This window comes from Pseudomonas sp. NBRC 111143 (assembly GCF_001320965.1).
GTDB classification, from domain to species: domain Bacteria; phylum Pseudomonadota; class Gammaproteobacteria; order Pseudomonadales; family Pseudomonadaceae; genus Aquipseudomonas; species Aquipseudomonas machongensis.
This window is the reverse complement of record NZ_BCBT01000002.1, coordinates 103,625-125,700: the sequence shown is the minus strand read 5'-3', so window position 1 is coordinate 125,700 and position 22,076 is coordinate 103,625. Positions and strand designations below refer to the sequence as shown.

The 22,076-nt window shown below is 63.5% G+C and carries 26 protein-coding genes and 1 tRNA gene; 17 read left to right on the top strand and 10 right to left on the bottom strand.

Annotated elements, in window-relative coordinates:
* Positions 1 to 106: 106 nt before the first annotated feature.
* The 17 genes from APH44_RS01900 (at position 107) to APH44_RS01820 (ending at position 13,378) form a co-directional block, all read left to right on the top strand.
* Complete coding sequence (locus APH44_RS01900) at positions 107 to 853, top strand: YebC/PmpR family DNA-binding transcriptional regulator (RefSeq protein ID WP_054891001.1); 747 nt, start codon at positions 107 to 109, stop codon at positions 851 to 853.
* 64 nt (positions 854 to 917) lie between these two features.
* Entirely contained in the window at positions 918 to 1,442 is a 525-nt protein-coding gene (gene ruvC / locus APH44_RS01895; protein ID WP_054891000.1) for a crossover junction endodeoxyribonuclease RuvC, read from the top strand.
* Positions 1,443 to 1,551: 109 nt separating this feature from the next.
* Positions 1,552 to 2,169 carry a Holliday junction branch migration protein RuvA gene (gene ruvA / locus APH44_RS01890; RefSeq protein ID WP_054890999.1) on the top strand — a complete coding sequence of 206 codons (618 nt, stop codon included), beginning with the start codon at positions 1,552 to 1,554 and terminating at the stop codon, positions 2,167 to 2,169.
* Complete coding sequence (gene ruvB, locus APH44_RS01885; protein WP_054890998.1) at positions 2,166 to 3,212, top strand: Holliday junction branch migration DNA helicase RuvB; 1,047 nt, start codon at positions 2,166 to 2,168, stop codon at positions 3,210 to 3,212. Before ruvA ends, ruvB begins: the two co-directional genes overlap by 4 nt.
* Positions 3,213 to 3,337: 125 nt before the next feature.
* Positions 3,338 to 3,790, top strand: a complete 453-nt coding sequence (gene ybgC, locus APH44_RS01880; RefSeq protein ID WP_054890997.1) for a tol-pal system-associated acyl-CoA thioesterase — start codon at positions 3,338 to 3,340, stop codon at positions 3,788 to 3,790.
* Positions 3,791 to 3,792: 2 nt separating this feature from the next.
* Positions 3,793 to 4,488 (top strand): protein TolQ, encoded by a 696-nt coding sequence (tolQ, locus tag APH44_RS01875; RefSeq protein WP_054890996.1) that lies wholly within the window; start codon positions 3,793 to 3,795, stop codon positions 4,486 to 4,488.
* Between the two features lie 14 nt (positions 4,489 to 4,502).
* A complete protein-coding gene (tolR, locus tag APH44_RS01870; protein ID WP_054890995.1) occupies positions 4,503 to 4,955 on the top strand; it encodes a protein TolR in 453 nt (150 codons plus the stop codon).
* A complete protein-coding gene (gene tolA, locus APH44_RS01865; protein WP_054890994.1) occupies positions 4,955 to 6,022 on the top strand; it encodes a cell envelope integrity protein TolA in 1,068 nt (355 codons plus the stop codon). Before tolR ends, tolA begins: the two co-directional genes overlap by 1 nt.
* 26 nt (positions 6,023 to 6,048) lie before the next feature.
* Positions 6,049 to 7,320 (top strand): Tol-Pal system beta propeller repeat protein TolB, encoded by a 1,272-nt coding sequence (gene tolB / locus APH44_RS01860; RefSeq protein WP_054890993.1) that lies wholly within the window; start codon positions 6,049 to 6,051, stop codon positions 7,318 to 7,320.
* Between the two features lie 53 nt (positions 7,321 to 7,373).
* On the top strand, positions 7,374 to 7,871 hold the full coding sequence (gene pal, locus APH44_RS01855; RefSeq protein WP_023381906.1) for a peptidoglycan-associated lipoprotein Pal: 498 nt from the start codon (positions 7,374 to 7,376) through the stop codon (positions 7,869 to 7,871).
* Between the two features lie 6 nt (positions 7,872 to 7,877).
* Entirely contained in the window at positions 7,878 to 8,684 is an 807-nt protein-coding gene (gene ybgF, locus APH44_RS01850) for a tol-pal system protein YbgF (protein ID WP_054890992.1), read from the top strand.
* Positions 8,685 to 8,844: 160 nt separating this feature from the next.
* Complete coding sequence (gene queE / locus APH44_RS01845; RefSeq protein ID WP_054891092.1) at positions 8,845 to 9,492, top strand: 7-carboxy-7-deazaguanine synthase QueE; 648 nt, start codon at positions 8,845 to 8,847, stop codon at positions 9,490 to 9,492.
* A 16-nt stretch (positions 9,493 to 9,508) separates the two neighbouring features.
* On the top strand, positions 9,509 to 10,183 hold the full coding sequence (gene queC, locus APH44_RS01840) for a 7-cyano-7-deazaguanine synthase QueC (protein WP_054890991.1): 675 nt from the start codon (positions 9,509 to 9,511) through the stop codon (positions 10,181 to 10,183).
* Between the two features lie 60 nt (positions 10,184 to 10,243).
* Positions 10,244 to 10,319, top strand: a tRNA-Lys gene (locus APH44_RS01835).
* A 212-nt stretch (positions 10,320 to 10,531) separates the two neighbouring features.
* Positions 10,532 to 11,743 carry an N-acetylmuramoyl-L-alanine amidase gene (locus tag APH44_RS01830; RefSeq protein ID WP_054890990.1) on the top strand — a complete coding sequence of 404 codons (1,212 nt, stop codon included), beginning with the start codon at positions 10,532 to 10,534 and terminating at the stop codon, positions 11,741 to 11,743.
* Positions 11,744 to 11,853: 110 nt separating this feature from the next.
* Positions 11,854 to 12,732, top strand: coding sequence for a glycosyltransferase family 2 protein (locus APH44_RS01825; protein WP_054890989.1), 879 nt, complete (start codon positions 11,854 to 11,856; stop codon positions 12,730 to 12,732).
* A gap of 76 nt (positions 12,733 to 12,808) precedes the next feature.
* Positions 12,809 to 13,378, top strand: a complete 570-nt coding sequence (locus tag APH44_RS01820; protein WP_054890988.1) for a CatB-related O-acetyltransferase — start codon at positions 12,809 to 12,811, stop codon at positions 13,376 to 13,378.
* A 7-nt stretch (positions 13,379 to 13,385) separates the two neighbouring features.
* Here APH44_RS01820 and APH44_RS01815 read toward each other — a convergent pair whose 3' ends face one another.
* The 10 genes from APH44_RS01815 to APH44_RS01770 all read right to left on the bottom strand — a co-directional run bounded on the left by APH44_RS01815 (position 13,386) and on the right by APH44_RS01770 (position 22,026).
* Positions 13,386 to 13,625: a DUF1427 family protein gene (locus tag APH44_RS01815; RefSeq protein WP_054890987.1), complete on the bottom strand. Its 240-nt coding sequence runs from the start codon at positions 13,623 to 13,625 to the stop codon at positions 13,386 to 13,388.
* Between the two features lie 4 nt (positions 13,626 to 13,629).
* The gene (locus APH44_RS01810; RefSeq protein ID WP_054890986.1) at positions 13,630 to 14,283 is read right to left on the bottom strand and encodes a hydrolase; all 654 of its coding nucleotides are present in this window, start codon (positions 14,281 to 14,283) and stop codon (positions 13,630 to 13,632) included.
* Positions 14,284 to 14,430: 147 nt separating this feature from the next.
* The gene (locus APH44_RS01805; RefSeq protein ID WP_054890985.1) at positions 14,431 to 15,348 is read right to left on the bottom strand and encodes a LysR family transcriptional regulator; all 918 of its coding nucleotides are present in this window, start codon (positions 15,346 to 15,348) and stop codon (positions 14,431 to 14,433) included.
* 118 nt (positions 15,349 to 15,466) lie between these two features.
* Positions 15,467 to 16,522 (bottom strand): ABC transporter substrate-binding protein, encoded by a 1,056-nt coding sequence (locus APH44_RS01800; protein WP_054890984.1) that lies wholly within the window; start codon positions 16,520 to 16,522, stop codon positions 15,467 to 15,469.
* 16 nt (positions 16,523 to 16,538) lie between these two features.
* Complete coding sequence (locus tag APH44_RS01795; protein WP_054890983.1) at positions 16,539 to 17,675, bottom strand: FAD-binding oxidoreductase; 1,137 nt, start codon at positions 17,673 to 17,675, stop codon at positions 16,539 to 16,541.
* Complete coding sequence (locus tag APH44_RS01790; protein WP_054890982.1) at positions 17,672 to 19,027, bottom strand: NAD(P)/FAD-dependent oxidoreductase; 1,356 nt, start codon at positions 19,025 to 19,027, stop codon at positions 17,672 to 17,674. Before APH44_RS01790 ends, APH44_RS01795 begins: the two co-directional genes overlap by 4 nt.
* Positions 19,024 to 19,314, bottom strand: a complete 291-nt coding sequence (locus APH44_RS01785) for a (2Fe-2S)-binding protein (protein WP_054890981.1) — start codon at positions 19,312 to 19,314, stop codon at positions 19,024 to 19,026. The genes APH44_RS01790 and APH44_RS01785 overlap by 4 nt, the downstream gene beginning before the upstream one ends.
* 1 nt (position 19,315) lies before the next feature.
* Positions 19,316 to 20,110, bottom strand: coding sequence for an ABC transporter permease (locus APH44_RS01780; RefSeq protein WP_054890980.1), 795 nt, complete (start codon positions 20,108 to 20,110; stop codon positions 19,316 to 19,318).
* 3 nt (positions 20,111 to 20,113) lie between these two features.
* Positions 20,114 to 21,004 (bottom strand): ABC transporter permease, encoded by an 891-nt coding sequence (locus tag APH44_RS01775; protein ID WP_054890979.1) that lies wholly within the window; start codon positions 21,002 to 21,004, stop codon positions 20,114 to 20,116.
* Complete coding sequence (locus tag APH44_RS01770) at positions 21,001 to 22,026, bottom strand: ABC transporter ATP-binding protein (protein ID WP_054890978.1); 1,026 nt, start codon at positions 22,024 to 22,026, stop codon at positions 21,001 to 21,003. Before APH44_RS01770 ends, APH44_RS01775 begins: the two co-directional genes overlap by 4 nt.
* Between the last annotated feature and the right edge of the window lie 50 nt (positions 22,027 to 22,076).

The window sequence follows — 22,076 nt, the reverse complement described above, 5'->3', positions numbered from 1 at the left end:
ACCGCAGGCGCCCCGAAGTCGGGGCGCTTCGCGCTTGCGCGCAGGATTTTCCGCGTTCCGCCCTTCGGGGCGGAACCTGTTTCTGTTTCAAGGATTTGGAGTCGTTATGGCCGGTCATTCCAAGTGGGCGAATATCAAGCACCGCAAAGAACGCCAGGATGCCAAGAGAGGCAAGATCTTCACCAAGTGGATCCGCGAACTGACCGTCGCTGCCAAGCAGGGTGGTGGTGATCCGGCCTCCAATCCCCGGCTGCGGTTGGCGCTGGACAAGGCGCTGGGTGCCAACATGAGCCGCGACATCATTGATCGTGCGGTGGCGCGTGGGGCCGGCACCAACGAAAGCGACAACGTCGAAGAGCTCAGCTACGAGGGTTACGGCCCCGGTGGTGTGGCGATCATGGTCGAGGCCATGACCGACAACCGCAACCGCACTGCAGCAGCCGTGCGCCATGCCTTCACCAAGTGTGGCGGCAACCTCGGTACCGATGGCTCGGTGGCTTATCTGTTCGAGCGCAAGGGGCAGATCAGCTTTGCACCGGGCGTCGAGGAAGATGCGCTGATCGAGGCGGCCATGGAAGCCGATGCCGATGATGTGGTCGGCAATGACGATGGCTCCTTCGACGTCTTCACCTCCTTCAACAGCTTCTACGCCGTGCGCAACGCGCTGGAAGAGGCGGGCTTCAAGGCTGCCGACGCGGAAATCGTCATGCAGCCGACCACCAGCGCCGAGCTGGATCAGGACGGCGCGGAGAAGGTGCTCAAGCTGATCGATATGCTCGAGGACCTGGATGACGTGCAGAACGTCTACTCCAATGCGCAGATCTCCGACGAGATCATGGAAAAACTCGGCTAAGGTTCTCCTTGGTCTTCGGGGCCTCTTCGCGGGTCAGTGAAATGTGTAAAGAACCGCAGGCTTTATGACGCTGATTCTTGGTATCGACCCCGGTTCGCGAATCACCGGTTATGGTGTGGTACGCCACACGCCGCGGGGGTGCGAGTACGTGGCCTCCGGTTGCATCCGCACCGGTGGTGGCGAGTTGCATGAGCGACTGCAGATCGTGTTTCGCGGCGTCAGCGAGGTGATTCGCCTGCATGGCCCCGTCACCATGGGCATCGAGCGGGTGTTCATGGCGCGAAATGCCGACTCGGCGCTCAAGCTTGGCCAGGCCCGCGGTGCAGCCATCGTCGCTGCCGCCGAGGCGGGCCTGGAGATCGCCGAATACACCGCCAGCCAGGTCAAGCAGTCGGTGGCTGGTACGGGCGGGGCGAACAAGGATCAGGTCATGCTGATGGTCATGCACCTGCTCAAGCTGACGCAGAAGCCGCAGATCGACGCCTCCGACGCCTTGGCCATCGCCCTGTGCCACGCCCATACACGCTCCAGCCTGGTGCCCCACGGCCTGGCCACCGCACGCCGGCGCGGTGGGCGCTTGCGTCTGTAACAGCTTCATGCCCTGATACACATTTTGTCCGGGTGACACGCTCACCCGCCGCATTTGCTGATAGGGTTGTCCGGTCACCGACCAGACGCCCGAGAGAAAGGATCGGAACGTGATTGGACGTTTGCGTGGGACCCTGGCGGAAAAACAACCGCCGCACCTGATTATCGATGTCAATGGCCTGGGCTATGAGCTGGAGGTGCCGATGACGACGCTGTACCGCCTGCCCAAGGTCGGCGAAGCGGTGACGCTGCATACTCATCTGGTGGTGCGCGAAGACGCCCACCTGCTCTATGGCTTCTTCGAGAAGCGCGAGCGCGAGCTGTTCCGCGAGCTGATCCGTCTCAATGGCGTCGGCCCGAAGTTGGCTCTGGCGTTGATGTCGGGCCTCGAGGTCGATGAGCTGGTGCGCTGCGTGCAGGCCCAGGATGCGTCGGCTCTGGTGCGCGTACCCGGTGTCGGCAAGAAGACCGCCGAACGCCTGCTGGTCGAGCTCAAGGATCGTTTCAAGGCCTGGGAAACCTCGCCTGCGATGTTCACCCTGGTGTCCGATGGGCCACTGCCGGTGGCCAGCACCTCCAGCGCCGAAGCCGATGCAGTCAGCGCGCTGATCTCGCTGGGCTACAAACCTCAGGAAGCCAGCAAGGCGGTGTCGGCGATCAAGGACAAGGCGAGCATGACCAGCGAGGAACTGATTCGCCATAGCCTCAAAGGGATGATCGTCAAGTGATCGAAGCCGACCGCCTGATCGCCGCCAGCGGGCGCGACCGCGAAGAGGTCCAGGACCGTGCCATTCGTCCGTTGAGCCTGGACGAGTACATCGGCCAGCCGGTGGTGCGCGAGCAGATGGGCCTGTTCATCCAGGCCGCCCGCGGCCGCAACGAGTCCCTCGATCACACCTTGATCTTCGGTCCGCCCGGTCTGGGCAAGACCACCCTTGCCAATATCATCGCCCACGAGATGGGGGTTTCGGTCAAGAGTACTTCCGGCCCGATCCTCGAGCGCCCGGGTGATCTGGCGGCAATGCTGACCAACCTCGAGCCGCACGACGTGTTGTTCATCGATGAAATCCATCGCCTGTCGCCTGTGGTCGAGGAAGTGCTCTACCCGGCGATGGAGGACTTCCAGCTCGACATCATGATCGGTGAGGGGCCTGCCGCACGCTCGATCAAGCTCGACCTGCCGCCGTTCACCCTGGTCGGTGCGACCACCCGGGCCGGCATGCTCACCAACCCACTGCGTGATCGTTTCGGGATCGTCCAGCGCCTGGAGTTCTACAGCAACCAGGACCTGGCGACCATCGTCAGCCGGTCGGCGAACATTCTGGGGCTTGCCATCGAAGACAAGGGCGCTTTCGAGATCGCCCGTCGCGCCCGCGGTACGCCACGGATCGCCAACCGCCTGCTCCGCCGCGTGCGTGACTACGCCGAGGTGCGTGCGAAGGGCCAGATCACCAAGGAAATCGCCGACAAGGCATTGAACCTTCTTGACGTCGACGAGCGCGGTTTCGACCATTCCGACCGGCGCCTGCTGTTGACCATGATCGAGAAGTTCGATGGCGGACCGGTAGGCGTGGACAACCTGGCGGCTGCGATCAGCGAAGAGCGGCACACCATCGAGGATGTCCTCGAACCGTACTTGATCCAGCAGGGCTACATCATGCGTACGCCGCGTGGCCGTGTGGTCACCCGGCACGCCTATCTGCATTTCGGCCTGAACATTCCGGGGCGCTTTGCCGAGGGCGGAGAATTTTCTGATCCTGACGATGAGTGACAGATCGAATCGGGGTTTTCGTGGTCCTAGCGCTGGCACTTTGCGACAGCGCTGGCAATACGACATTTCCCCTGAAAAAACAGTTGCCGGGGCGGATTGGCAAGCTGAGGAGTAAGCACTAGAGTATGCGCGCGCAAAATCGGCAGGACCCGTTCGCTCACCGTTGTCGCGTCTATTACGAGGATACTGACGCAGGCGGGGTGGTGTACTACGTCAACTACCTGAAATTCATGGAGCGTGCACGCACCGAAAGGTTGCGGCACCTGGGGTTCTCCCAGTCCGAGCTGGCGGAACAGAATCTATTGTTCGTCGTCCACTCCAGCGAGGCACGCTACCACGCGCCGGCACGGTTGGACGATGCGTTGCGGGTAACCGCACAAGTACTTGAATTGAATCGCGCCAGCCTGCGCTTCGTGCAGCAGGTCTGGCGAGAAGCGGATGAAACACTGCTTTGCGAAGGGCAGTTCCTGGTGGCCGCCGTGCGCGCCGACACTTTCAAACCCCGGGCCATTCCCCCTGAACTGCGCGACGCTTTCATGGCGGACGGCACGGGTACTCAATCGAACGCAGGAGAATAAGCGTGGAAGCAAACGTCGTCGACCATACCTCCATGTGGAGCCTGGTCGCCAATGCCAGTGTGGTGGTTCAGCTGGTAATGCTGACTCTCGTGGCAGCCTCGGTGACCTCTTGGATCATGATCTTCCAGCGCAGCACCATGCTGCGCGCCGGTCGTCGTGCACTGGACGCTTTCGAAGAGCGTTTCTGGTCGGGCATCGACCTGTCCAAACTGTATCGTCAGGCCGGCAGCAACCCTGATCCTGACTCGGGTGTCGAGCAGGTCTTCCGCGCCGGCTTCAAGGAATTTTCGCGCTTGCGCCAGCAGCCGGGCGTCGATCCTGATGCGGTCATGGAAGGTGTGGGGCGCGCCATGCGTGTAGCCATCTCCCGCGAGGAAGAGAAGCTCGAGCAGAGCCTGCCATTCCTGGCCACCGTCGGTTCCACCAGCCCGTACATCGGCCTGTTCGGTACCGTATGGGGCATCATGAACTCCTTCCGCGGCCTGGCCAGCGCCCAGCAGGCCACCCTTGCCACCGTGGCACCCGGCATCGCCGAGGCACTGATCGCCACCGCGATCGGCCTGTTCGCCGCGATCCCGGCAGTCATCGCCTACAACCGCTTCGCTGCACGCAGCGAAACACTGATCGGTCGCTACTACACGTTCGCCGATGAGTTCCAGGCGATCCTGCACCGCAAAGTACACACCAGCGAAGAGTGATCAGGTAGACATCCATGGCCCGAGTTCGCCACAAACGCAAGCCGGTCGCCGAGATGAACGTGGTGCCCTACATCGACGTGATGCTGGTGCTGCTGGTCATCTTCATGGTGACCGCACCCATGCTCAACCAGGGCGTGAAGGTCGACCTGCCCAAGGTTTCCAGCGAAGCCTTGCCGCAGGACAACAACGTCCAGATCCTCACCATCTCGATCAAGGCCGACAAAACCTACTACTGGAACCTCGGTAGCGAAGTCGATACCGACAAACAGATGGACAAGGCGATGACCCTGCCGGAAATGACCAACGCGGTGACCAAGATCATCGCTGCCGGCCGCGACCAGGGCAAACAGACCCAGGTGTTCATCCGGGGTGACAAGGCCGTCGACTATGGCGCGGTCATGGGCGCCATGGGCGGGTTGCAGAAAGCCGGTGTCGGTAACGTTGGCCTGATTACCGAGGCGCCCTGATGCAACAGCGAGAGCCATCCGCCTCGGAAAGCTACTTCTGGCCCAGCGTCTGGGCCATTGGCCTGCATGTGCTGGTGTTCGGCCTGCTGTTCGTCAGCTTCGCCATGACGCCTGAACTGCCGCCGTCCAAGCCGATCGTCCAGGCTACGCTCTATCAGCTCAAGTCAAAGAGCCAGGCGACCACCCAGACCAATCAGAAGATTGCCGGGGAAGCCAAGAAAACGGCTTCACGCCAGACTGAAGTCGAGCAGATGGAGCAGAAGAAGGTCGAGCAGGAAGCTGTGAAGGCCGCGGAACAAAAGAAAGCCGACGCCGCTCAAAAGGCCGAGGAAGCTCGCGAGGCCGCCGAAGCCAAGAAAGCCGAGGACGCTGCCAAGGCTGCCGAGGCGAAAAAGGCCGCCGAGCAGAAGAAGGCCGAGGAAGCGAAGAAGCAGCAGGCTGATATCGCCAAGAAGAAGGCAGAAGACGAGGCCAAGAAACAGGCCGAGGAAGAAGCCAAGAAAGCTGCGGCCGAAGAGGCGAAGAAGAAAGCCGCCGAAGACGCCAAGAAAAAAGCAGCCGAGGACGCCAAGAAGAAAGCAGCGGCGGCCGAGGAAGCGAAGAAGAAGGCAGCCGAAGAGGCCAAGAAGAAGGCCGCTGCGGATGCACAGAAGAAAAAGGCACAGGATGCAGCCCGCAAGGCGGCTGAAGACAAGAAGGCTCAGGCTCTGGCCGAGTTGCTGTCCGACACCACCGAGCGTCAGCAGGCACTGGCCGACGAGCAAGGCGACCAGGTGGCGGGTGATTTCGACGACCTCATCCGCATGCGTGCGGCCGAAGGTTGGGCGCGTCCGCCATCCGCGCGCAAAGGCATGACGGTAGTCCTGCAGATCAACATGCTGCCGGACGGCACGATCACCAATGTGAGCGTGGCCAAGTCCAGTGGCGACGGTCCGTTCGACAGCTCGGCCGTGGCCGCGGTGAAGAACATTGGCCGGTTGACTGAAATGCAGGGCTTGAAGCCGAACGAGTTCAATCCGTATCGTTCGTTCAAGATGACATTTACACCTGAGGATCTAGCGTTGTGATTAAACGTCTGAGAGGACTGCTGGTCATGCTCTGCTGCGTGGCAGGCATGGCCGTGGCAGAGGAAAAGAACATCCTGGTCACCAGCGGCAGCGACCGGGCCACGCCCATCGCGGTAGTGCCGTTTGGTCTGCAGGGTGGCAGCGTGCTGCCGGAAGACATGGCCGACATTATCGGCAACGATCTGCGCAACTCCGGCTACTACGCGCCCATCCCGCGGCAGAACATGATCAGCCAGCCGACCCAGGCCAGCGAAGTCATCTTCCGCGACTGGAAAGCGCTGGGTGCCCAGTACGTGATGGTCGGTAGCATCGTGCCGTCCGGTGGTCGCCTGCAGATCAGCTACGCGCTGTTCAACGTTGCGACCGAGCAACAGGTGCTGACCGGCAGTGTCGGTGGTGGCGTCGATCAACTGCGCGACATGGCGCACTACATCGCCGACCAGTCATTCGAGAAGCTCACCGGTATCAAGGGTGCGTTCTCCACCCGCATGCTGTACGTGACCGCCGAGCGTTTCTCGACCAACAACACCCGCTATACCCTGCAGCGTTCCGACTACGACGGTGCCCGTGCAGTGACGCTGCTGCAGTCGCGCGAGCCCATCCTGTCGCCGCGTTTTGCACCTGATGGCAAGCGTATCGCCTATGTTTCGTTCGAGCAGAAGCGTCCACGTATCTTCGTCCAGCACATCGATACCGGTCGCCGCGAGCAGATCACCAACTTCGAAGGCCTCAACGGTGCACCGGCCTGGTCGCCCGATGGCAATCGCCTGGCGTTCGTGCTGTCCAAGGACGGCAACCCGGACATCTATGTGATGAACATGGGGTCGCGTCAGATCAGCCGTGTCACTGCAGGCCCTGGTATCAATACCGAGCCGTTCTGGGGCAAGGATGGCAACACCCTGTACTTCACCTCCGACCGTGGTGGCAAGCCACAGATCTACAAGACGTCGGTGGGTGGCGGTGGTGCCGAGCGTGTCACCTTCGTTGGCAACTACAACGCCAACCCGAAACTGTCGGCGGATGAAAAGACCCTGGTAATGATTCATCGCCAGGAAGGTTTCACCAACTTCAAGGTGGCTGCCCAGGACTTGCAACGGGGAAGTGTAAAGATTCTTTCTGAAACGAGTCTTGATGAGTCTCCCACTGTTGCGCCTAACGGCACCATGCTAATCTACGCCACCCGCCAGCAGGGCCGGGGAGTCTTGATGCTCGTGTCGCTTAACGGCCGTGTGAGGCTCCCACTTCCTACCGCTCAAGGCGAAGTCAGAGAACCGTCCTGGTCCCCCTACCTGAACTGATTGCGGCGTAACAATTTTGCTTAACACACTGGGGTTTCATTAGGAGTTTCACGATGGAAATGCTGAAGTTTGGTAAATTCGCTGCGCTGGCTCTGGCCATGGCCGTAGCTGTAGGTTGCTCCTCCAAGGGCGGTGACAACGCTGGCGAAGGCGCTGTTGACCCGAACGCTGGCTACGGTGCAAACACCGGCGCTGTCGACGGTTCCCTGAGCGAAGAAGCCGCCCTGCGCGCAATCACCACCTTCTACTTCGAATACGACAGCTCGGATCTGAAGCCAGAAGCCATGCGCGCCCTGGACGTTCACGCCAAGGACCTGAAAGCCAACGGCAACCGCGTTGTTCTGGAAGGTAACACCGACGAGCGCGGTACCCGCGAGTACAACATGGCTCTGGGCGAGCGTCGTGCCAAGGCCGTTCAGCGCTACCTGGTTCTGCAGGGCGTTTCCCCTGCTCAGCTGGAACTGGTTTCCTACGGCGAAGAGCGTCCAGTTGCTACCGGCAACGACGAGCAGTCCTGGGCTCAGAACCGTCGCGTAGAACTGCGTAAGTAAGTTCTTATGCGTATGTGCCGTCGTGTTGTAACCGTCCTCGCCCTCAGCCTGCCGCTTTCTGCGTGGGCTGCGGTTCCTGTAGTTGATGACAACGGAGGCAGTTATCCGCCTTCGGGTTATGGCACGAGCGGCGCCTATGCCGGGGCAGGGGCTTCGGCCCCTGCTTCTGCACAGGGTCAGCTGTTCCTGCAGCTGCAACAGATGCAGGACCAGATTTCCCGTCAGCAAGGCATCATCGAAGAGCTGCAGAACGATGTGTCGCGCATGAAGCAGGAAAACCTGGAGCGATACCAGGATCTGGACCGCCGCATCAACAGTGGTGCCGCACCAGTCGCTACACCCGATAATTCCTCCACCGGTGGCGCATCCGACGCCGCAGGTGCCGCTGCCGGCGCAAGCGCTGCGCAGCAACCGGCTGCCAATAGTGAGCCGGCCGATCCGGCGAAAGAAAAGCTGTTCTACGATGCTGCTTTCGATCTGATCAAGCAGAAGGACTTCGACAAGGCCAGTCAGGCCTTCAGCGCCTTCCTGCGCAAGTATCCCAACAGCCAGTACGCCGGCAACGCGCAGTACTGGCTGGGTGAGGTCAACCTCGCCAAAGGCGACCTACAAGGCGCCGGCCAGGCCTTCGCCAAGGTCAGCCAGTTGTACCCCAAGCACAGCAAGGTGCCTGACTCGCTGTACAAGTTGGCCGATGTCGAACGTCGCATGGGCCATACCGACAAGGTCAAGGGCATCCTGCAGCAAGTCATCACCCAGTACCCTGGCACCTCCGCCGCGCAACTGGCCCAGCGTGACCTGCAGAAGCTCTGAACTGCACCGCTTGAAAGAAACCCGCGCCTAGCGCGGGTTTTTTCGTTAGAATCTCTGCCCTTTTTTCGTAAACACGCTGTTGCGGATAACGCTATGTCGAGTCTGCAGCAGTGCCTGACGGAGGCGGTCAGCCTGTATAGCTGTCACGCCCGTGGCGACCATGCAAGACACATTACGTATCACCGAAGTCTTTTACTCGTTGCAGGGTGAAACGCGAACGGCTGGCTTGCCCACCGTGTTCGTGCGTTTGACCGGCTGCCCGCTGCGCTGCCAGTACTGCGACAGTGCCTACGCATTCAGTGGCGGCACACTGCGTACCCTCGACGACATTCTCGAGCAGGTCGCGGGTTTTCGTCCGCGCTATGTCTGCGTCACTGGGGGCGAACCGTTGGCCCAGCCCAACGCATTGCCGTTGCTTGAGCGCCTGTGCGATGCGGGCTATGAGGTTTCGCTGGAGACCAGCGGCGCGCTCGACATCTCGCCGGTGGATAAGCGCGTCAGTCGCGTGGTCGACCTCAAGACCCCAGGTTCGGAAGAGGTCCACCGTAACCGCTACGAGAACATCGAACACCTGACGAGCAATGATCAGGTCAAGTTCGTCATCTGCTCCCGCGAGGACTACGACTGGGCAGTGTCCAAGCTGATCCAGTACAACCTCGAAGGACGGGCAGGTGAAGTCCTGTTCTCGCCCAGCCACCATCAGGTGAGCGCCAGCGACCTGGCCGACTGGATCGTCGCCGACAACCTGCCCGTGCGTTTCCAACTGCAACTGCACAAGTTGCTGTGGAACGACGAACCGGGCCGCTGATCAAGAGAGTGATGACATGACTGAAAAACGTGCGGTAATCCTGCTGTCTGGCGGACTGGACTCGGCCACTGTGGTCGCCATGGCCAAGGCCGAGGGTTACAGTTGCTACACCATGAGCTTCGATTACGGCCAGCGCCACCGCGCCGAGCTCAACGCAGCTGCGCGGGTGGCTCGCGATCTGGGCGTGGTTGAGCACAAGGTCATTGGCTTGAACCTCGATGGTATTGGCGGTTCGGCCCTCACTGACAGCAGCATCGATGTGCCTGAAGCACCTACCGAAGGTATTCCGGTCACTTATGTACCGGCGCGCAACACCGTATTCCTGTCGTTGGCGCTGGGCTGGGCGGAAGTGCTGCAAGCTCGTGACATCTTCATTGGCGTCAACGCTGTTGATTATTCGGGTTACCCCGACTGCCGCCCGGAGTTCGTCGAGGCCTTCGAGCGCATGGCCAACCTGGCTACCAAGGCGGGTGTGGAAGGGCAGGGGTTCCGCATCCAGGCGCCACTGCAGAACCTGAGCAAGGCGCAAATCGTCGAGGCCGGTATCGCCCGTGGGGTGGACTACAGTCTGACGGTTTCCTGCTATCAGGCAGATGATGATGGCCGCGCCTGCGGCAAGTGCGACAGCTGCCGCCTGCGTGCTGAAGGCTTCAAGGCTGCCGGGGTCGCCGATCCAACACGTTATTTTTGAAAATAATGCGATGGGGTGTTGATTTTCTCTGAGAAATCAGTAGTATACGCGCCATCCAACGGGTCGTTAGCTCAGTTGGTAGAGCAGTTGGCTTTTAACCAATTGGTCGTAGGTTCGAATCCTACACGACCCACCATATTCACAGCGGTTTGCATGTATTGAAATCGCTGTATGAGAAGCCCGCCTTATGGCGGGCTTTTTCGTTTCCGTCTCCGTGGTTCATGCCGGATTCAACAGCGTGTGCAGATCGGGGAACGTGACAACAAGCAAGCCTTGCAAATTACTTTAAAATGTTATGTTATAACCTTAAATTTGATCAGCTTTTTGTCGACACGAGTGCCCTCCGCCATGGACAGACGCACCTTCCTGCAGCTGCTGTTTGCCGGCTGCACCTTGCCTGTCAGCCGCCTGGTGCTGGCCAATACCGCCGAGCAGGTTCGCGGTGCAGTTTTGCGCCAGGCGGCAGAGGGCACGACCCTGCTGCTGGACCTCAGTGGCCCGATACCCGCCCGCACTTTCACCCTCGAAGCGCCGCCGCGGCTGGTTCTTGACCTGCAAGGCGCGGGGCTGGCGACTTCGCTTGATGGGCTGGCGCTGGAGGGCACGCCGGTCAAGGCGATTCGCAGTGCAGCGACTGCCGACGGCGGCCTGCGCATCGTGCTGGACCTGCGCTCCCCTGGGATTTCCGGCGAACTGCAGACCCTCGCCCGCGGTCGCCAGTTGGCCCTGCGTCTGGGCGGCTTGCCGGTCGTGGCTGCGGCGCCGACGGGCAAGGCGGTCGGGACCAAGGCGCCGCCACAGGGGCGTGACCTGTTGATCGTGATTGACGCCGGTCACGGCGGCAAGGATCCAGGTGCCGTGGGCACTGGGGGTGAGCAGGAAAAACTCGTTGCCCTGGCCATCGCTCGCCTGCTGGCGCGACGCATCGACGCGGAGAAAGGCTTCAAGGCGCGCCTGGTGCGCAATCAGGACGTGTTCATCCCGCTTCGCAAACGTGCCGAAATGGCCCAACGGCTGAATGCCGACCTGTTCATTTCCGTGCATGCCGACGCAGCGCCGAGGCGCACCGCATCCGGTGCCTCGGTGTTCGCCCTGTCCGAGCATGGTGCCACCTCGACCGTGGCGCGCTGGATGGCACAACGCGAGAACGACGCCGATTTCGTCGGAGTAACCAGCGTGTTGAAAAAGCCACCCAAGGATCCTGTGGTGGCAGGCGTGCTGCTGGACATGTCGATGAACGCGACCATCTCCACCAGCCTGGACCTGGGGCATTCGGTGCTGGGCCAGCTGGAAGGCGTGGCCGGCCTGCACCAGGCCCGGGTGGAGCAGGCCGGTTTCGCGGTGCTCAAGTCACCCAGCGTGCCTTCGATCCTGGTGGAAACTGGCTTCATGTCCAATGCCAGGGATTGCCAGCGGCTGCAGGATCCACGGCATCAGCGCAAGGTCGCCGAGGCGATTTTCGCCGGGCTCGACAAGCACTTCCGCCGGCGTGCCCCCGATGGCAGCTACCTGGCCGCGCTCGCCGCGTACCGCCTGGCCGAGCCTGCCGCCCAAGGCTGAAGCTGGCTGCTACGAGAACGCATCGGGCTTGCGTATACTGTGCGCCTTTACGGTCCAGGGCTGAACCCTGCGACCCGCTCACGGATCGCGCACAGAGGCTTGCCAGTACGATGACGCAAGGATGTACTTCCACCACTGAGGCACCGTTGATCTCGGTCGTCGCCCCCTGCTACAACGCCGAGAAGTACCTGGAGGCGGCCCTGGCGAGCATCTTTGCCCAGGACTACCCGAACTTCGAAGTCATCATCGTCGACGACGGCTCCAGCGACCGAAGCGTGGAGATGCTGCGCGCGTTGCAGTCGACCTACGATTTCACCCTGCTGACCCAGGCCAACCAAGGGGTCAGCGGCGCGCTCAATACCGGTCTGCAGCATGCCCGTGGGGTCTACGTCTCGACCCCCGATCTCGACGACATCATGCTGCCGAACTCCCTGAGTGTTCGCGCCGCCTATCTGGACGCTCACCCGAAGGTCGGTTGTGTCGGTGCGTTGATCGTCTACATGGACACCGAAGGCCGCGACACCAAGGTGCAGCAACGCACCGAAATCAAGACCTTCGATTTTGCCGAGATCCTGCGTGACGCCGTCGTCGTCGGCGCGCCAGGCTCGCTGTACCGGATGGAGGCGATGCGCGCGGCTGATTTCTACGATCCGGGCATCAAGGTCCAGGATTTCCAGATGACCTTGCGCATTGCTGCCCAGGGCTACGAGATCCATGAACTGCCGGTGTGCGTCACCCGCTACCGCCGCCACCCCAACAACCTGTCGCGCAAGTTCAAGGTGTTGCTGGAGGCTGATCTCAAGGCCATCGCCCCCTACCAGCAGTATCCGGGTTATGCCCGTGGGCGCTCGGTGCTGTTGCACAAGGCGCTCAAGTACGCCGTGGTTGCCGACAAGGCCTATGCCTGGGATCTGCTGCGCAGCATTCCCCTGCGCCACTACAACAAGACCACCCTCAAGCGCATCAAGCGCCTGATGTTCCACCGTTGATGCCGATCGAGGAGCGCCTGCCGTGAAATTCTTCAGGAACCTGGCCTAGCGCCGTGAACGCAAGCGTCTGCGGGCGATGGACAAGCTTGAGCGTGCGGCGGAGAAGATCCGCCTGCGCTATCCGCGTAGCACGGTCGGTGTGGGCAGTTATGGTATCCCCGAGGTCACCGATTTTGGTGATGATGCCGTCCTGCGCATCGGTAATTACACCTCCATCGCCGCAGGTGTTCAGGTTCTGTTGGGAGGCGAGCATCGAACCGACTGGCTGACCACCTATCCCTTTCCGGCAATGATCGACGGCCTGGAAGACATCAAGGATTACGCCCCCAGCAAGGGCGACGTGGTGATCGGCAGCGACTGCTGGATCTGCACCAACGCGGTGATCCTTTCCGGAGTCACCATCGGTCATGGCGCCATCGTTGCCGCCGGGGCGATGGTCACCCGCGATGTACCGCCATTTGCGGTGGTTGGTGGCAACCCGTGCAAGTTCATCCGCTGGCGTTTCGACGAGCCGGTGCGCGAAGCCTTGCTGGAGGCGGCTTGGTGGGACTGGCCGATGGAAGAGGTCAAGCAGGTGGCGCGCATGCTCAGCAGCGCTGACCTGGACGCCTTCCTCGGCTACGCCAGAGCCCGTCAGGGCCGCTGACGCCTCGTCAGTCGGGCGGCAGGTCGCGCAGTTCTGCGGGGCGCCGTTGCTCGGTCGTTGTGGTCTGCTCGGCCGTGTGATCAATGCGCAGCAAGCGCTTGCCCAGCGGCAGCGCCTGCTCGCCGACCAACATTCCCAAAAGCCCGACCAACGCGATGACCGGCGGTGCAGGGGAGCGCACGCCGGTCAGCGAATAGATCAGGCCCACCACCACGCCGATGCCAAGCGATAGCAGATAGGGCTTCATCAGCTCACCCCTGGTGGGCGGCGAACATGGTCTTCACGTACTGGATGCCGACCCCGAAGGCGCCGCCGTATTGGCGTGCAACGCCCGTGGTGAGATCGTAGGTTTCAGTGCGCGCCCAGTCACGCTGCAGCTCCAGCAAGTAGGTCAGGGCGGTGATCGGCCGGGCGCCGGCCTGGATCATGCGCTGCACGGCGCGCTCGTGGGCTTCGGCGGTGCAGTCGCCGCAGGCGTCGGTGACCACGTAGACCTCGAAGCCCTGCTCGAGCGCCGACAGTACCGGACCGTTGCAGCATACCGACGTCCATAGCCCGCAAATCACCAGGCGTGGCTTGCCCACGGCGTTGATCCGGGCGACGAACTGCTCGTCTTCCCAGGCGTTGGACGTAGTGCGGTCGATGATTGCAGCCTCCGGAAAGGCCTTGCTGACCTCCTCGAACAGCGGGCCGGCGAACGAGTCGCGGGAAATCGTCGAGATGATCGTCGGTACGCCAAAGCCCTTGGCGGTTTCGGCGAGGATGCCGGTATTGGCGCGCAGGTTGGTGATGTCGATCGACTTGGTGTTGAAGGCCATCTGTGACTGGTGATCGATCAGCACCAGGGCGTGGTCACCGGGGCTGAGCAATGAGCGGGCGGGCTTGGCGGTAGCGTTGATAGTCATGGCGGGATCCTTCTGGCAGCAGGCTGCATGAGTACGTCGAAAGATCGGGAGGGCAGGGCGCCCCCTCGACGCCAGCGAGTCTAGAGCGCCATCTGCGCGAGCAGTGTGCATGCATGCACGGGCGCTCGCGCAAGGGTGCACGGGGCTTCAGTCGAGTCGCCCGCAGCCTTCGATGAAATCGCGCCGGGCGATGATGGCCTCGGCGCAATGCTGCATGAACGCGTGCACCCTGCCGGACTTGCGGATATCGGGATGGGTGAGGATCCACAGCTCATCGTAGACCTCCGGCTGCACCGGGCTCAGGCGCACCAGACCTGGCTGCAGGTCGCCATGCATGCAGGGAAGAAGACCGACACCGATTCCTGCCGCGATGGCCGCGGCGACGCCTGCGACCGAGTCGCTGCGGTAGATCACCTGCTCGGCGGCCACGGTCTGCTCGACGAAGTCGAACGCCCGCAGGCCCGACAATCCCTTGCCGTAGGAGACCCAGGGCATCCCCACCAGTTCACGAGCCTGCGGCATCGGCAGTGGCTGCACAGGTTTGCGGCCATAGACCGCCCAGGCAATGGTTGCGACCTTGCGCCCGAACAGGTTTTCCGGTGGTGCGAGGGTGGCGCGAAAGGCGATGTCGGACTCGCCCCTGGCCAGGTTCAGCGCAGAGTTGCCGACGCTCACCTCGATGCGGATCTGTGGGTTGGCGGTCTGGAAGCGGGCGACGATGGGGGTGAGGAAGTCCAGCAGCAGTGCATCGCTGGTGGTCATGCGCAGCTCGCCTTTAAGTCCTTGGGCGTGACCAGAGACGCGGCGGGCGACGCTGAGAATCTCCAGCTCCAGACGGCCAGCCAGGGCCACCAGTTCGCTGCCGGCGTCCGTTGCGACATAGCCGCTGCGACGGCGGTCGAACAGGCATACGCCCAGACAGGTTTCCAGCGCTGTCAGGCGTCTGGAGACAGTGGAGTGGTTGACCTGCAGGGCAGTGGCGGCGGCCACCAGGTTACCGTGATCGGCAATGGCCTTGACGATGCGCAGGTCATCCCAGCAAAGCGTTTGCAACGGGTCGTTCATGGGGCTCTTTGACTCGGCTGAGGCGGCTTTGCCCGCAGAGTAGGCCCAGGTCCGCTACCGGGCAAGCCTACCGGCGTTAGGTCAGGTCGGCTCCGCTCCGCCTGTATCCGCGCCCTGGTCAGCGTTCGATCGAGCGACTCCAGCGCGCGTTCCACTGCGGCCGCTGCTGGTTGACTTCGTCCCAGTTCACCACCACGGCGCTCTGCTGGTACTGCTGCATCGCTTCGACCTGGCCGCGCGTGCGCTCGGTGGTCGGGGTCGTGGGGTTGGACGGAATCTGGTCGCCTTCCTCCAGCGCCGGGGCCTGGGCCGCAGGCGTCAGCAGGTAGGCGGCGAGCTTCTGCGCCAGCTCCGGCTGGTCGTTGTTGGCCACCACGCATTCGGCGAAATTCAGCACCACCGCTCCTTCCTTGGGCTGGGCGTAGGCCACCGGGATGCCCTTGGCCTGCAGGGTGGTGACCTGGGTGGGCGTCAGCGGGAATAGCGCGGCTTCGTCGGTCTGCACCATCTCGGAGATCTTCGCCGAACTGGCGATGTACTCCAGCACGTTTGGCCCGACCTGCTTGGGCCAGGCCTTGAAGCCCGGTTCGACGTTGCTTTCGTCTCCGCCCTGCAAACGGTTGTACATCAGGAAGCCATGCAGGCCGAAGGTCGAGGAGGCCAGCGACTGGAACACCAGTTTGTCCTTGAAGCGCGGGTCTTGCAGGTCGCCCCACGAGGTAGGTGCTGCCCAGCCGTTCTTCTCGAACAGCCGAGTGTTGTAGGCCAGCCCCGTGACCCCGAGGCTGACAGCTACGGCTTCTTCCTTGATACGTGCCTTCTGCGGAATCTGCGACAAGGCCTCGCTGGGCTGCAGCTTGCTGCACAGCCCCATCGAGATGGCCCGGTACATGATGCCGTCGTCGAGCATCACCACATGCATCTGTGGCTTCTTGCTGTTGGCCTGGACCTTGGCCAAATGGTCGGCCGAAGTGCCGGGCACGATCACCACCTTGACGTTGTTCGCCTGTTCGAAGGCCGGTAGCACCTTGTCGGCGTAGGTACGCTCCATGGTGCCACCGTTCATGCCCAGGTACAGGGTCGGGGTGGCGGCCTGCAGCGTGGGGCTGGCGGCGAGCATAGCCAGTGACAGGCAGGACAAGCCGGTGCCGAGAATACGTTTGACGTGCTTCATGAAAGCGACCTTCCTCTTAGTGGTTACAGGCCAGGTCGTGACGGACCTGGAAACGACGGATGGAAAATGCCTCGATCGGCTGGCGGCTGGCGCCGTCGCAGACCAGTTCGGCCAGTGCCTCGCCGACTGCCGGGCCGATCTGGAAGCCCGCACCGGCAAAGCCGAAGCCATGCAGCAGGCCGGGTTGGGTGGTGCTGGCGCCGATCACCGGCTCGTGGTCGGGCAGGTAGCCTTCGGTTCCGCTCCAGGTGCGGATCGCCTGGGCGCCGGCCAGAAACGGGTAGAGTTCGACGGCGTTGCGCAGTATCGCCAGCACCGCTGATTGCCCTGGGCGGGCGCGGTATGCGTCGAGGGCGAAGCCACGCCCGCCGCCGAGCACGCAATTGCCGCGGGCGACCTGGCGGGCATAGATGCCGCCGCCCTCGACACCGGTGCTGGCATTCATCACCCAGGGCAAGGGTTCGGTAACCAGCATCGCCGGGTGGCCAGACTCCATCGGCACCGGCTCGCCGAACTGCGCAGCCAGGTCGGCGGCCCAGGCACCGGCACAATTGAGCAGCCATGGTGCGCGCAGGCGCAGGCCGCTCTGGGTGTGCAGGATGAAGCGCTGGCCATCGTGCTCGACACGGCTGTCGCCGGCCTGCTCGATGACCCGTGCGCCTTTCTGGCGGGCGGCGCGGGCGAATGCGGGGGAGACCAGGCGCGGGTTGGCGTGGCCATCATCAGCGCAGTACGAGGCGCCGACGGCGATCTCGCCGACCCAGGGGTAGCGGGCGCGCAAGGTGCTGCGGTCGAGCAGTTGCAGGTCCAGGCCGTGGTCGCGGCTGGCCGCTTCATAGGCTTGCAGCGCGACGAAGTCGGCCTCGCTGCGCGCCAGTTTCAGGTGTCCGGAGCGCAGGTACTCGCCATCGATGCCGATCAGCGCAGGCAGTTCGCCCCAGATCTGGTGCGCCCGCTGCGACAATGGCAATTGTGCCAGGCTGCGCCCCTGGCGGCGCACGCCGCCGTAGTTGACACCGCTGGACTGGGCGCCGCAGAAGCCACGTTCCAGCAAGGTCAGCGAACGGCCACGCCGGGCCAGGGCAAGCGCCGCCGAGGCGCCGACGATACCGGCCCCCATGACGATCACCTCCGAGTCGATCCACGGGCTCATGCGTCACGCTCCACGCCGAAGGGCAGGGGTTTGATCGGCGCCTGGGCGCGCAGGCGGCCGACCTCGTGCAGGGCCTTGCCGCTGCAACTGGCGATGATTTCCGCAGCTGCCGCGCCGCACATGCGGCCCTGGCAGCGGCCCATGCCGACCCGACAGTGAGCCTTGACCCGGTTGATCTCCCAATGGCCTTCGCCGACCACGGCGCGCAGCTCGCCGACGCTGATCTCTTCGCAGCGGCACACCACCAGATCATCCGCTGCCTGTTCGGCCCAGCGCTCGGGGAAGGGGAAGGCGGCTTCCAGCCCTTCCCGGAAACGGCCAATGCGTGTCAGGCGTTTTTCCAGGGTGCGGCACCGCTGGGGATCGACGGTGTGGCCGAGGTCCTGCAGCAGCGCCAGGGCGGCGCGTTCTCCGGCCATTTCGGCGGCGTCGGCGCCCATGATCCCGGCGCCGTCACCGGCAAGGTAGACATCATGCTGGCTGCTGCGCCCGGCCTCGTCGCGGCGCGGCAACCAGGCGCGGTTGAGCGTATTCCAGTCGAATGCACAGCCGAGCAGGTCAGCCAGCTGCGTTTCGCTGCGCAGCGCATGGGCGAAGGCCAGCGCATCGCATTCGGTGTCATGAAGCTGGTCGCCCTTGCGCCATATCGCTCGTTGCACCTGTTGCCCGCCTTCGATGCGTTCCAGCGTCGCGCCGTGGTGCACCGGCACGCCATGGGCGCTGAGCCAGGCGCGGTAGTACAGGCCCTTGCCCAGGGTTGCCGGTTGCTCCAGCAGTTCAGGCAGGGCGCGGCACTGGGCGCTGAAGGGCGCGCTGTCGAGCACGCCGAGGACCTTGGCGCCGGCCTTGGCGTACTGGTAGGCCACCAGGTAAAGCAATGGCCCGCTGCCGCAAAACAGCACGCGCTCGCCAATGGCGCAGCCCTGATGCTTGAGCGCGATCTGCGCAGCTCCCAGGGTGTAGACCCCGGGCAGCGTCCAGCCCGGCACCGGTAGCACCCGGTCGGTGGCGCCGGTGGCGATGATCAGGCGCTGGTAGGGCAGGTGCGCGGCATGGCCGTCGCGCAGGGTGTCCAGGGCGCCGTGTTCGGCGTTCCACACCAGGGTGCCGGGTCGATAGTCGATGTGCCCGGCGAGCTGGTCGAGGGTCTGGTGCAGCGCGCTGGCCTTGCGAGCCTCGAAACCGTAGAGCTGGCGCGCCGATCGCGTGAAGTTGGCCGGTTGGCGGCGATAGATCTGCCCGCCGCCCTGGCTGGCTTCGTCGATCAGGGCTGGACGCACACCGTGCTCCACCAGCGTCTGCGCGGCGCGGATCCCGGCGGGGCCGGCACCGACGATCACCACGGCGTTCATGGCCGGCGCCCCGGTTCGCGCAGCACCTGCTGCCCGGCTTCCAGCGCGGTGGCGCAGGCGCGTACGCGGCGGCCATCGCCCAGCCGTACCCAGCAGTCCTGGCAGGCGCCCATCAGGCAGAACCCGGCGCGGGGCTCGGCGCTGAAGTCGCTGCCGCGCAGGTGCGTTCCACTGGTCAGTACGGCGGTCAGCAGGGTGTCGCCGAGCAAGCCACTGGCCGGCTCGCCGTCGAGGGTGAATTCCAGCACCGGGCGCTGGCGCTCGGCGAGGCGTTTGAACAAGGCCATGTCAGTGCTTCCCTACCAGGACCCGATCCAGGCCATAGACCCGGTCGAGCAGAATCATGGTCACCGCCGTCAGGGCGATCACCAGGGCCGACACTGCAGCCATCATCGGATCGATGGACTCGGTGGCGTAGACGTACATCTTCACCGGCAGGGTCTGGGTGGCCGGGGAGGTGACGAAGATCGACAGGGTCACCTCATCGAAGCTGTTGATGAACGCCAGCAGCCAGCCGCCGGCGATACCGGGCAGGATCATCGGCAGGGTGATCTTGCGAAACAGCGTGAAGCGGCTTGCACCCAGCGATTCGGCGGCCTGCTCGGCGCTGCGGTCGACGCCGATGGCGGCGGCGATCACCAGGCGCAGCACGTACGGGGTGATCACCACCGTGTGCGCCAGCACCAGCCAGGTGAAGCTGCCGTTGACTCCGAGCAGGGCGAACAGGCGCAGCAGCGCCACCCCCAGCACCAGGTGCGGAATGATGATCGGCGACAGGAACAGCACGTTCAGAAAGTCGCGCCCCGGGAACTGCAGGCGCGTGATTGCAAGCCCTGCCGGCACCGCGATCAGCGTCGCCAGGCTGGCGGCAAGAAACGCCAGTTGCAGGCTGTTGTTGAAGGCTTCGAGGAAGTCGGCGCGCTCGAACACCGCTTCGAACCAGCGCAGCGAGAACCCCGCCGTGGGCAGGCTCAAGGTGTTTTCCGGAGTGAATGCCACCAGGCACACCACCACCAGCGGTGCGAGCATGAAGACCACCACCAGGCTGTGGAAGGTCAGGGCCAGAGGACCGTTCTTGGACATGAGTTACCCCAGGGATTTCTTGTAGCGGCGTTCGATCATGCGGTTCCACGACAGCATGATCAGCAGGTTGACCAGCAGCAGGGCGATGGCGATGGCCGCGCCCATGGGCCAGTTCAGGTCGGCCAGGTACTGGTCGTAGACCAGCGTGGCGACCATCTTCAGTCGACGTCCGCCGAGCAGGCCGGGGATGGCGAAGGAGCTGGCGGCCAGGCCGAAGACGATCAGCGTGCCGGACAGCACCCCTGGCATCACCTGCGGCAGCACCACCAGACGCATGACCTTGGCCTGGCTGGCGCCAAGTGACAGCGCGGCCTGTTCGGCGGCCGGGTCGAGCTTCTGCAGGCTGGTCCAGACCGGGATGATCATGAACGGCAGCATTACGTGGACCAGCGCGACGATCACCGCGAACGGGGTGTACAACAGCTTCATCGGCGCGCCACCCAGGGCCTGGATGGCGTGGTTGACCAGCCCGTCGGCGCCCAGCAACAGGCTCCAGCCGAAGGCGCGCACCACCACCGAAATCAGCAGCGGAGTGAGGATCACCACCAGGAAGATCGAGCGCCACGGGCTGCCCATGCGGCTGAGGATGTAGGCCTCGGGTACACCGATCACCACGCACAGCAGGGTCACCAGGGCGCTGATGCAGAAGGTGCGCCAGAAGATTTCGAGGAAATAGCTGTCGCCGAGCAGCGCCAGGTAGTGCTCGAAGGTCCAGTGGTCGGCACGGATGCCGACTTCGTAGTCGAACACATTGAACGACAGCACCAGGGTCAGCAGCAGCGGCACGATCAGCAGTGCGGCGAACAGTGCCAGCGCTGGTGCCGACAGCCAATAGCCGCGCAGGTCACGGTGTTGCCTGGCGCAGGTGGCGGGGGCAGGCACGGCGCTGTTCATGCGCTCACCTCGTCGGCGGCGAGCACCCGCAGCAGCTCGGGCTGCCAGTCCAGGCCGACATCGACACCTTCACCCAACGGTGCGCTGCCATCATTGCGCCGCACCACGGTCAGTTCCCCCAGCGGTGTGCCGATGCGGTACAGCCATTGGCTGCCAAGGAAGTAGCGGGTCAGGATGCGGCCCTGCAGACGACCGGCGCCGTTGTCGAGCAGGTCGATCTTTTCCGGGCGCAGGCTCAGGGTCAGGCTGGCGTCGCGGCAGTGGTGCACCTGCGGCAGGCCTGCGCCGTCCAGCTCGCCGGGCAACAGGTTGGCCTTGCCGACGAAGTCGGAGATGAAGCGGGTGCGCGGGTGTTCGTAGAGGCGATATGGCTCGTCGACCTGGGTGACGCGTCCGGCCTGCATCACCACCACGCGGTCGCTGATCGACAGGGCTTCGGCCTGGTCGTGGGTGACCATCAGCGTGGTGATGCCGACTTCGCTCTGGATCCTGCGGATCTCGAACTGCATCTCTTCGCGCAGGTTGGCATCAAGGTTCGACAGCGGCTCGTCGAGCAGCAGCACCGGTGGCTCGATCACCAGCGCCCGGGCCAGGGCCACACGCTGGCGCTGGCCACCGGACAGCTCGCGTGGGTAGCGTTCGGCGTGCCGGTCCAGGCGCACCAGTGTCAGCACCTCGGTCACCTTGCGGCGAATCTCGGTTTCGGGCTGCTTGCGCATGCGCAGGCCGAAGGCGACGTTGTCGGCCACGGTCATGTGCGGAAACAGGGCGTAGCTCTGGAACACCACGCCCAGGCCACGGTTGCTGGGCTTGGCGTGGGTGATGTCGCGCCCGTCGAGCAGGATGCGGCCGCTGCTGACGTCGACGAAGCCGGCGATCATCTGCAGGGTGGTGGTCTTGCCGCAGCCTGAAGGCCCGAGCAAGGAAACGAACTCGCCTTGTTCGATGGCGAGGTTGGTGGCGACCACGGCGTCGATCGCGCCGTAGCGTTTGCAAAGATTGTCCAGTTGCAGAAAGGCCATGACTGCGTTCCACCTGTCTTTTGTCGCGTGTCGGGCACGCTTGTTGTTGG

Coding starts and splice junctions, on each gene's coding strand:
- APH44_RS01780 (WP_054890980.1), bottom strand. CDS start 20,110: ATGTCCAAGAACGGTCCTCTGGCCCTGACCTTCCACAGCCTGGTGGTG.
- APH44_RS01825 (WP_054890989.1), top strand. CDS start 11,854: ATGACGCAAGGATGTACTTCCACCACTGAGGCACCGTTGATCTCGGTC.
- APH44_RS01900 (WP_054891001.1), top strand. CDS start 107: ATGGCCGGTCATTCCAAGTGGGCGAATATCAAGCACCGCAAAGAACGC.
- APH44_RS01800 (WP_054890984.1), bottom strand. CDS start 16,522: ATGAAGCACGTCAAACGTATTCTCGGCACCGGCTTGTCCTGCCTGTCA.
- APH44_RS01830 (WP_054890990.1), top strand. CDS start 10,532: ATGGACAGACGCACCTTCCTGCAGCTGCTGTTTGCCGGCTGCACCTTG.
- ybgF (WP_054890992.1), top strand. CDS start 7,878: ATGCGTATGTGCCGTCGTGTTGTAACCGTCCTCGCCCTCAGCCTGCCG.
- pal (WP_023381906.1), top strand. CDS start 7,374: ATGGAAATGCTGAAGTTTGGTAAATTCGCTGCGCTGGCTCTGGCCATG.
- tolR (WP_054890995.1), top strand. CDS start 4,503: ATGGCCCGAGTTCGCCACAAACGCAAGCCGGTCGCCGAGATGAACGTG.
- ybgC (WP_054890997.1), top strand. CDS start 3,338: ATGCGCGCGCAAAATCGGCAGGACCCGTTCGCTCACCGTTGTCGCGTC.
- APH44_RS01820 (WP_054890988.1), top strand. CDS start 12,809: ATGGACAAGCTTGAGCGTGCGGCGGAGAAGATCCGCCTGCGCTATCCG.
- ruvC (WP_054891000.1), top strand. CDS start 918: ATGACGCTGATTCTTGGTATCGACCCCGGTTCGCGAATCACCGGTTAT.
- APH44_RS01775 (WP_054890979.1), bottom strand. CDS start 21,004: ATGAACAGCGCCGTGCCTGCCCCCGCCACCTGCGCCAGGCAACACCGT.
- APH44_RS01785 (WP_054890981.1), bottom strand. CDS start 19,314: ATGGCCTTGTTCAAACGCCTCGCCGAGCGCCAGCGCCCGGTGCTGGAA.
- APH44_RS01795 (WP_054890983.1), bottom strand. CDS start 17,675: ATGAGCCCGTGGATCGACTCGGAGGTGATCGTCATGGGGGCCGGTATC.
- APH44_RS01770 (WP_054890978.1), bottom strand. CDS start 22,026: ATGGCCTTTCTGCAACTGGACAATCTTTGCAAACGCTACGGCGCGATC.
- APH44_RS01810 (WP_054890986.1), bottom strand. CDS start 14,283: ATGACTATCAACGCTACCGCCAAGCCCGCCCGCTCATTGCTCAGCCCC.
- APH44_RS01790 (WP_054890982.1), bottom strand. CDS start 19,027: ATGAACGCCGTGGTGATCGTCGGTGCCGGCCCCGCCGGGATCCGCGCC.
- queE (WP_054891092.1), top strand. CDS start 8,845: ATGCAAGACACATTACGTATCACCGAAGTCTTTTACTCGTTGCAGGGT.
- queC (WP_054890991.1), top strand. CDS start 9,509: ATGACTGAAAAACGTGCGGTAATCCTGCTGTCTGGCGGACTGGACTCG.
- tolB (WP_054890993.1), top strand. CDS start 6,049: ATGCTCTGCTGCGTGGCAGGCATGGCCGTGGCAGAGGAAAAGAACATC.
- tolA (WP_054890994.1), top strand. CDS start 4,955: ATGCAACAGCGAGAGCCATCCGCCTCGGAAAGCTACTTCTGGCCCAGC.
- APH44_RS01815 (WP_054890987.1), bottom strand. CDS start 13,625: ATGAAGCCCTATCTGCTATCGCTTGGCATCGGCGTGGTGGTGGGCCTG.
- APH44_RS01805 (WP_054890985.1), bottom strand. CDS start 15,348: ATGAACGACCCGTTGCAAACGCTTTGCTGGGATGACCTGCGCATCGTC.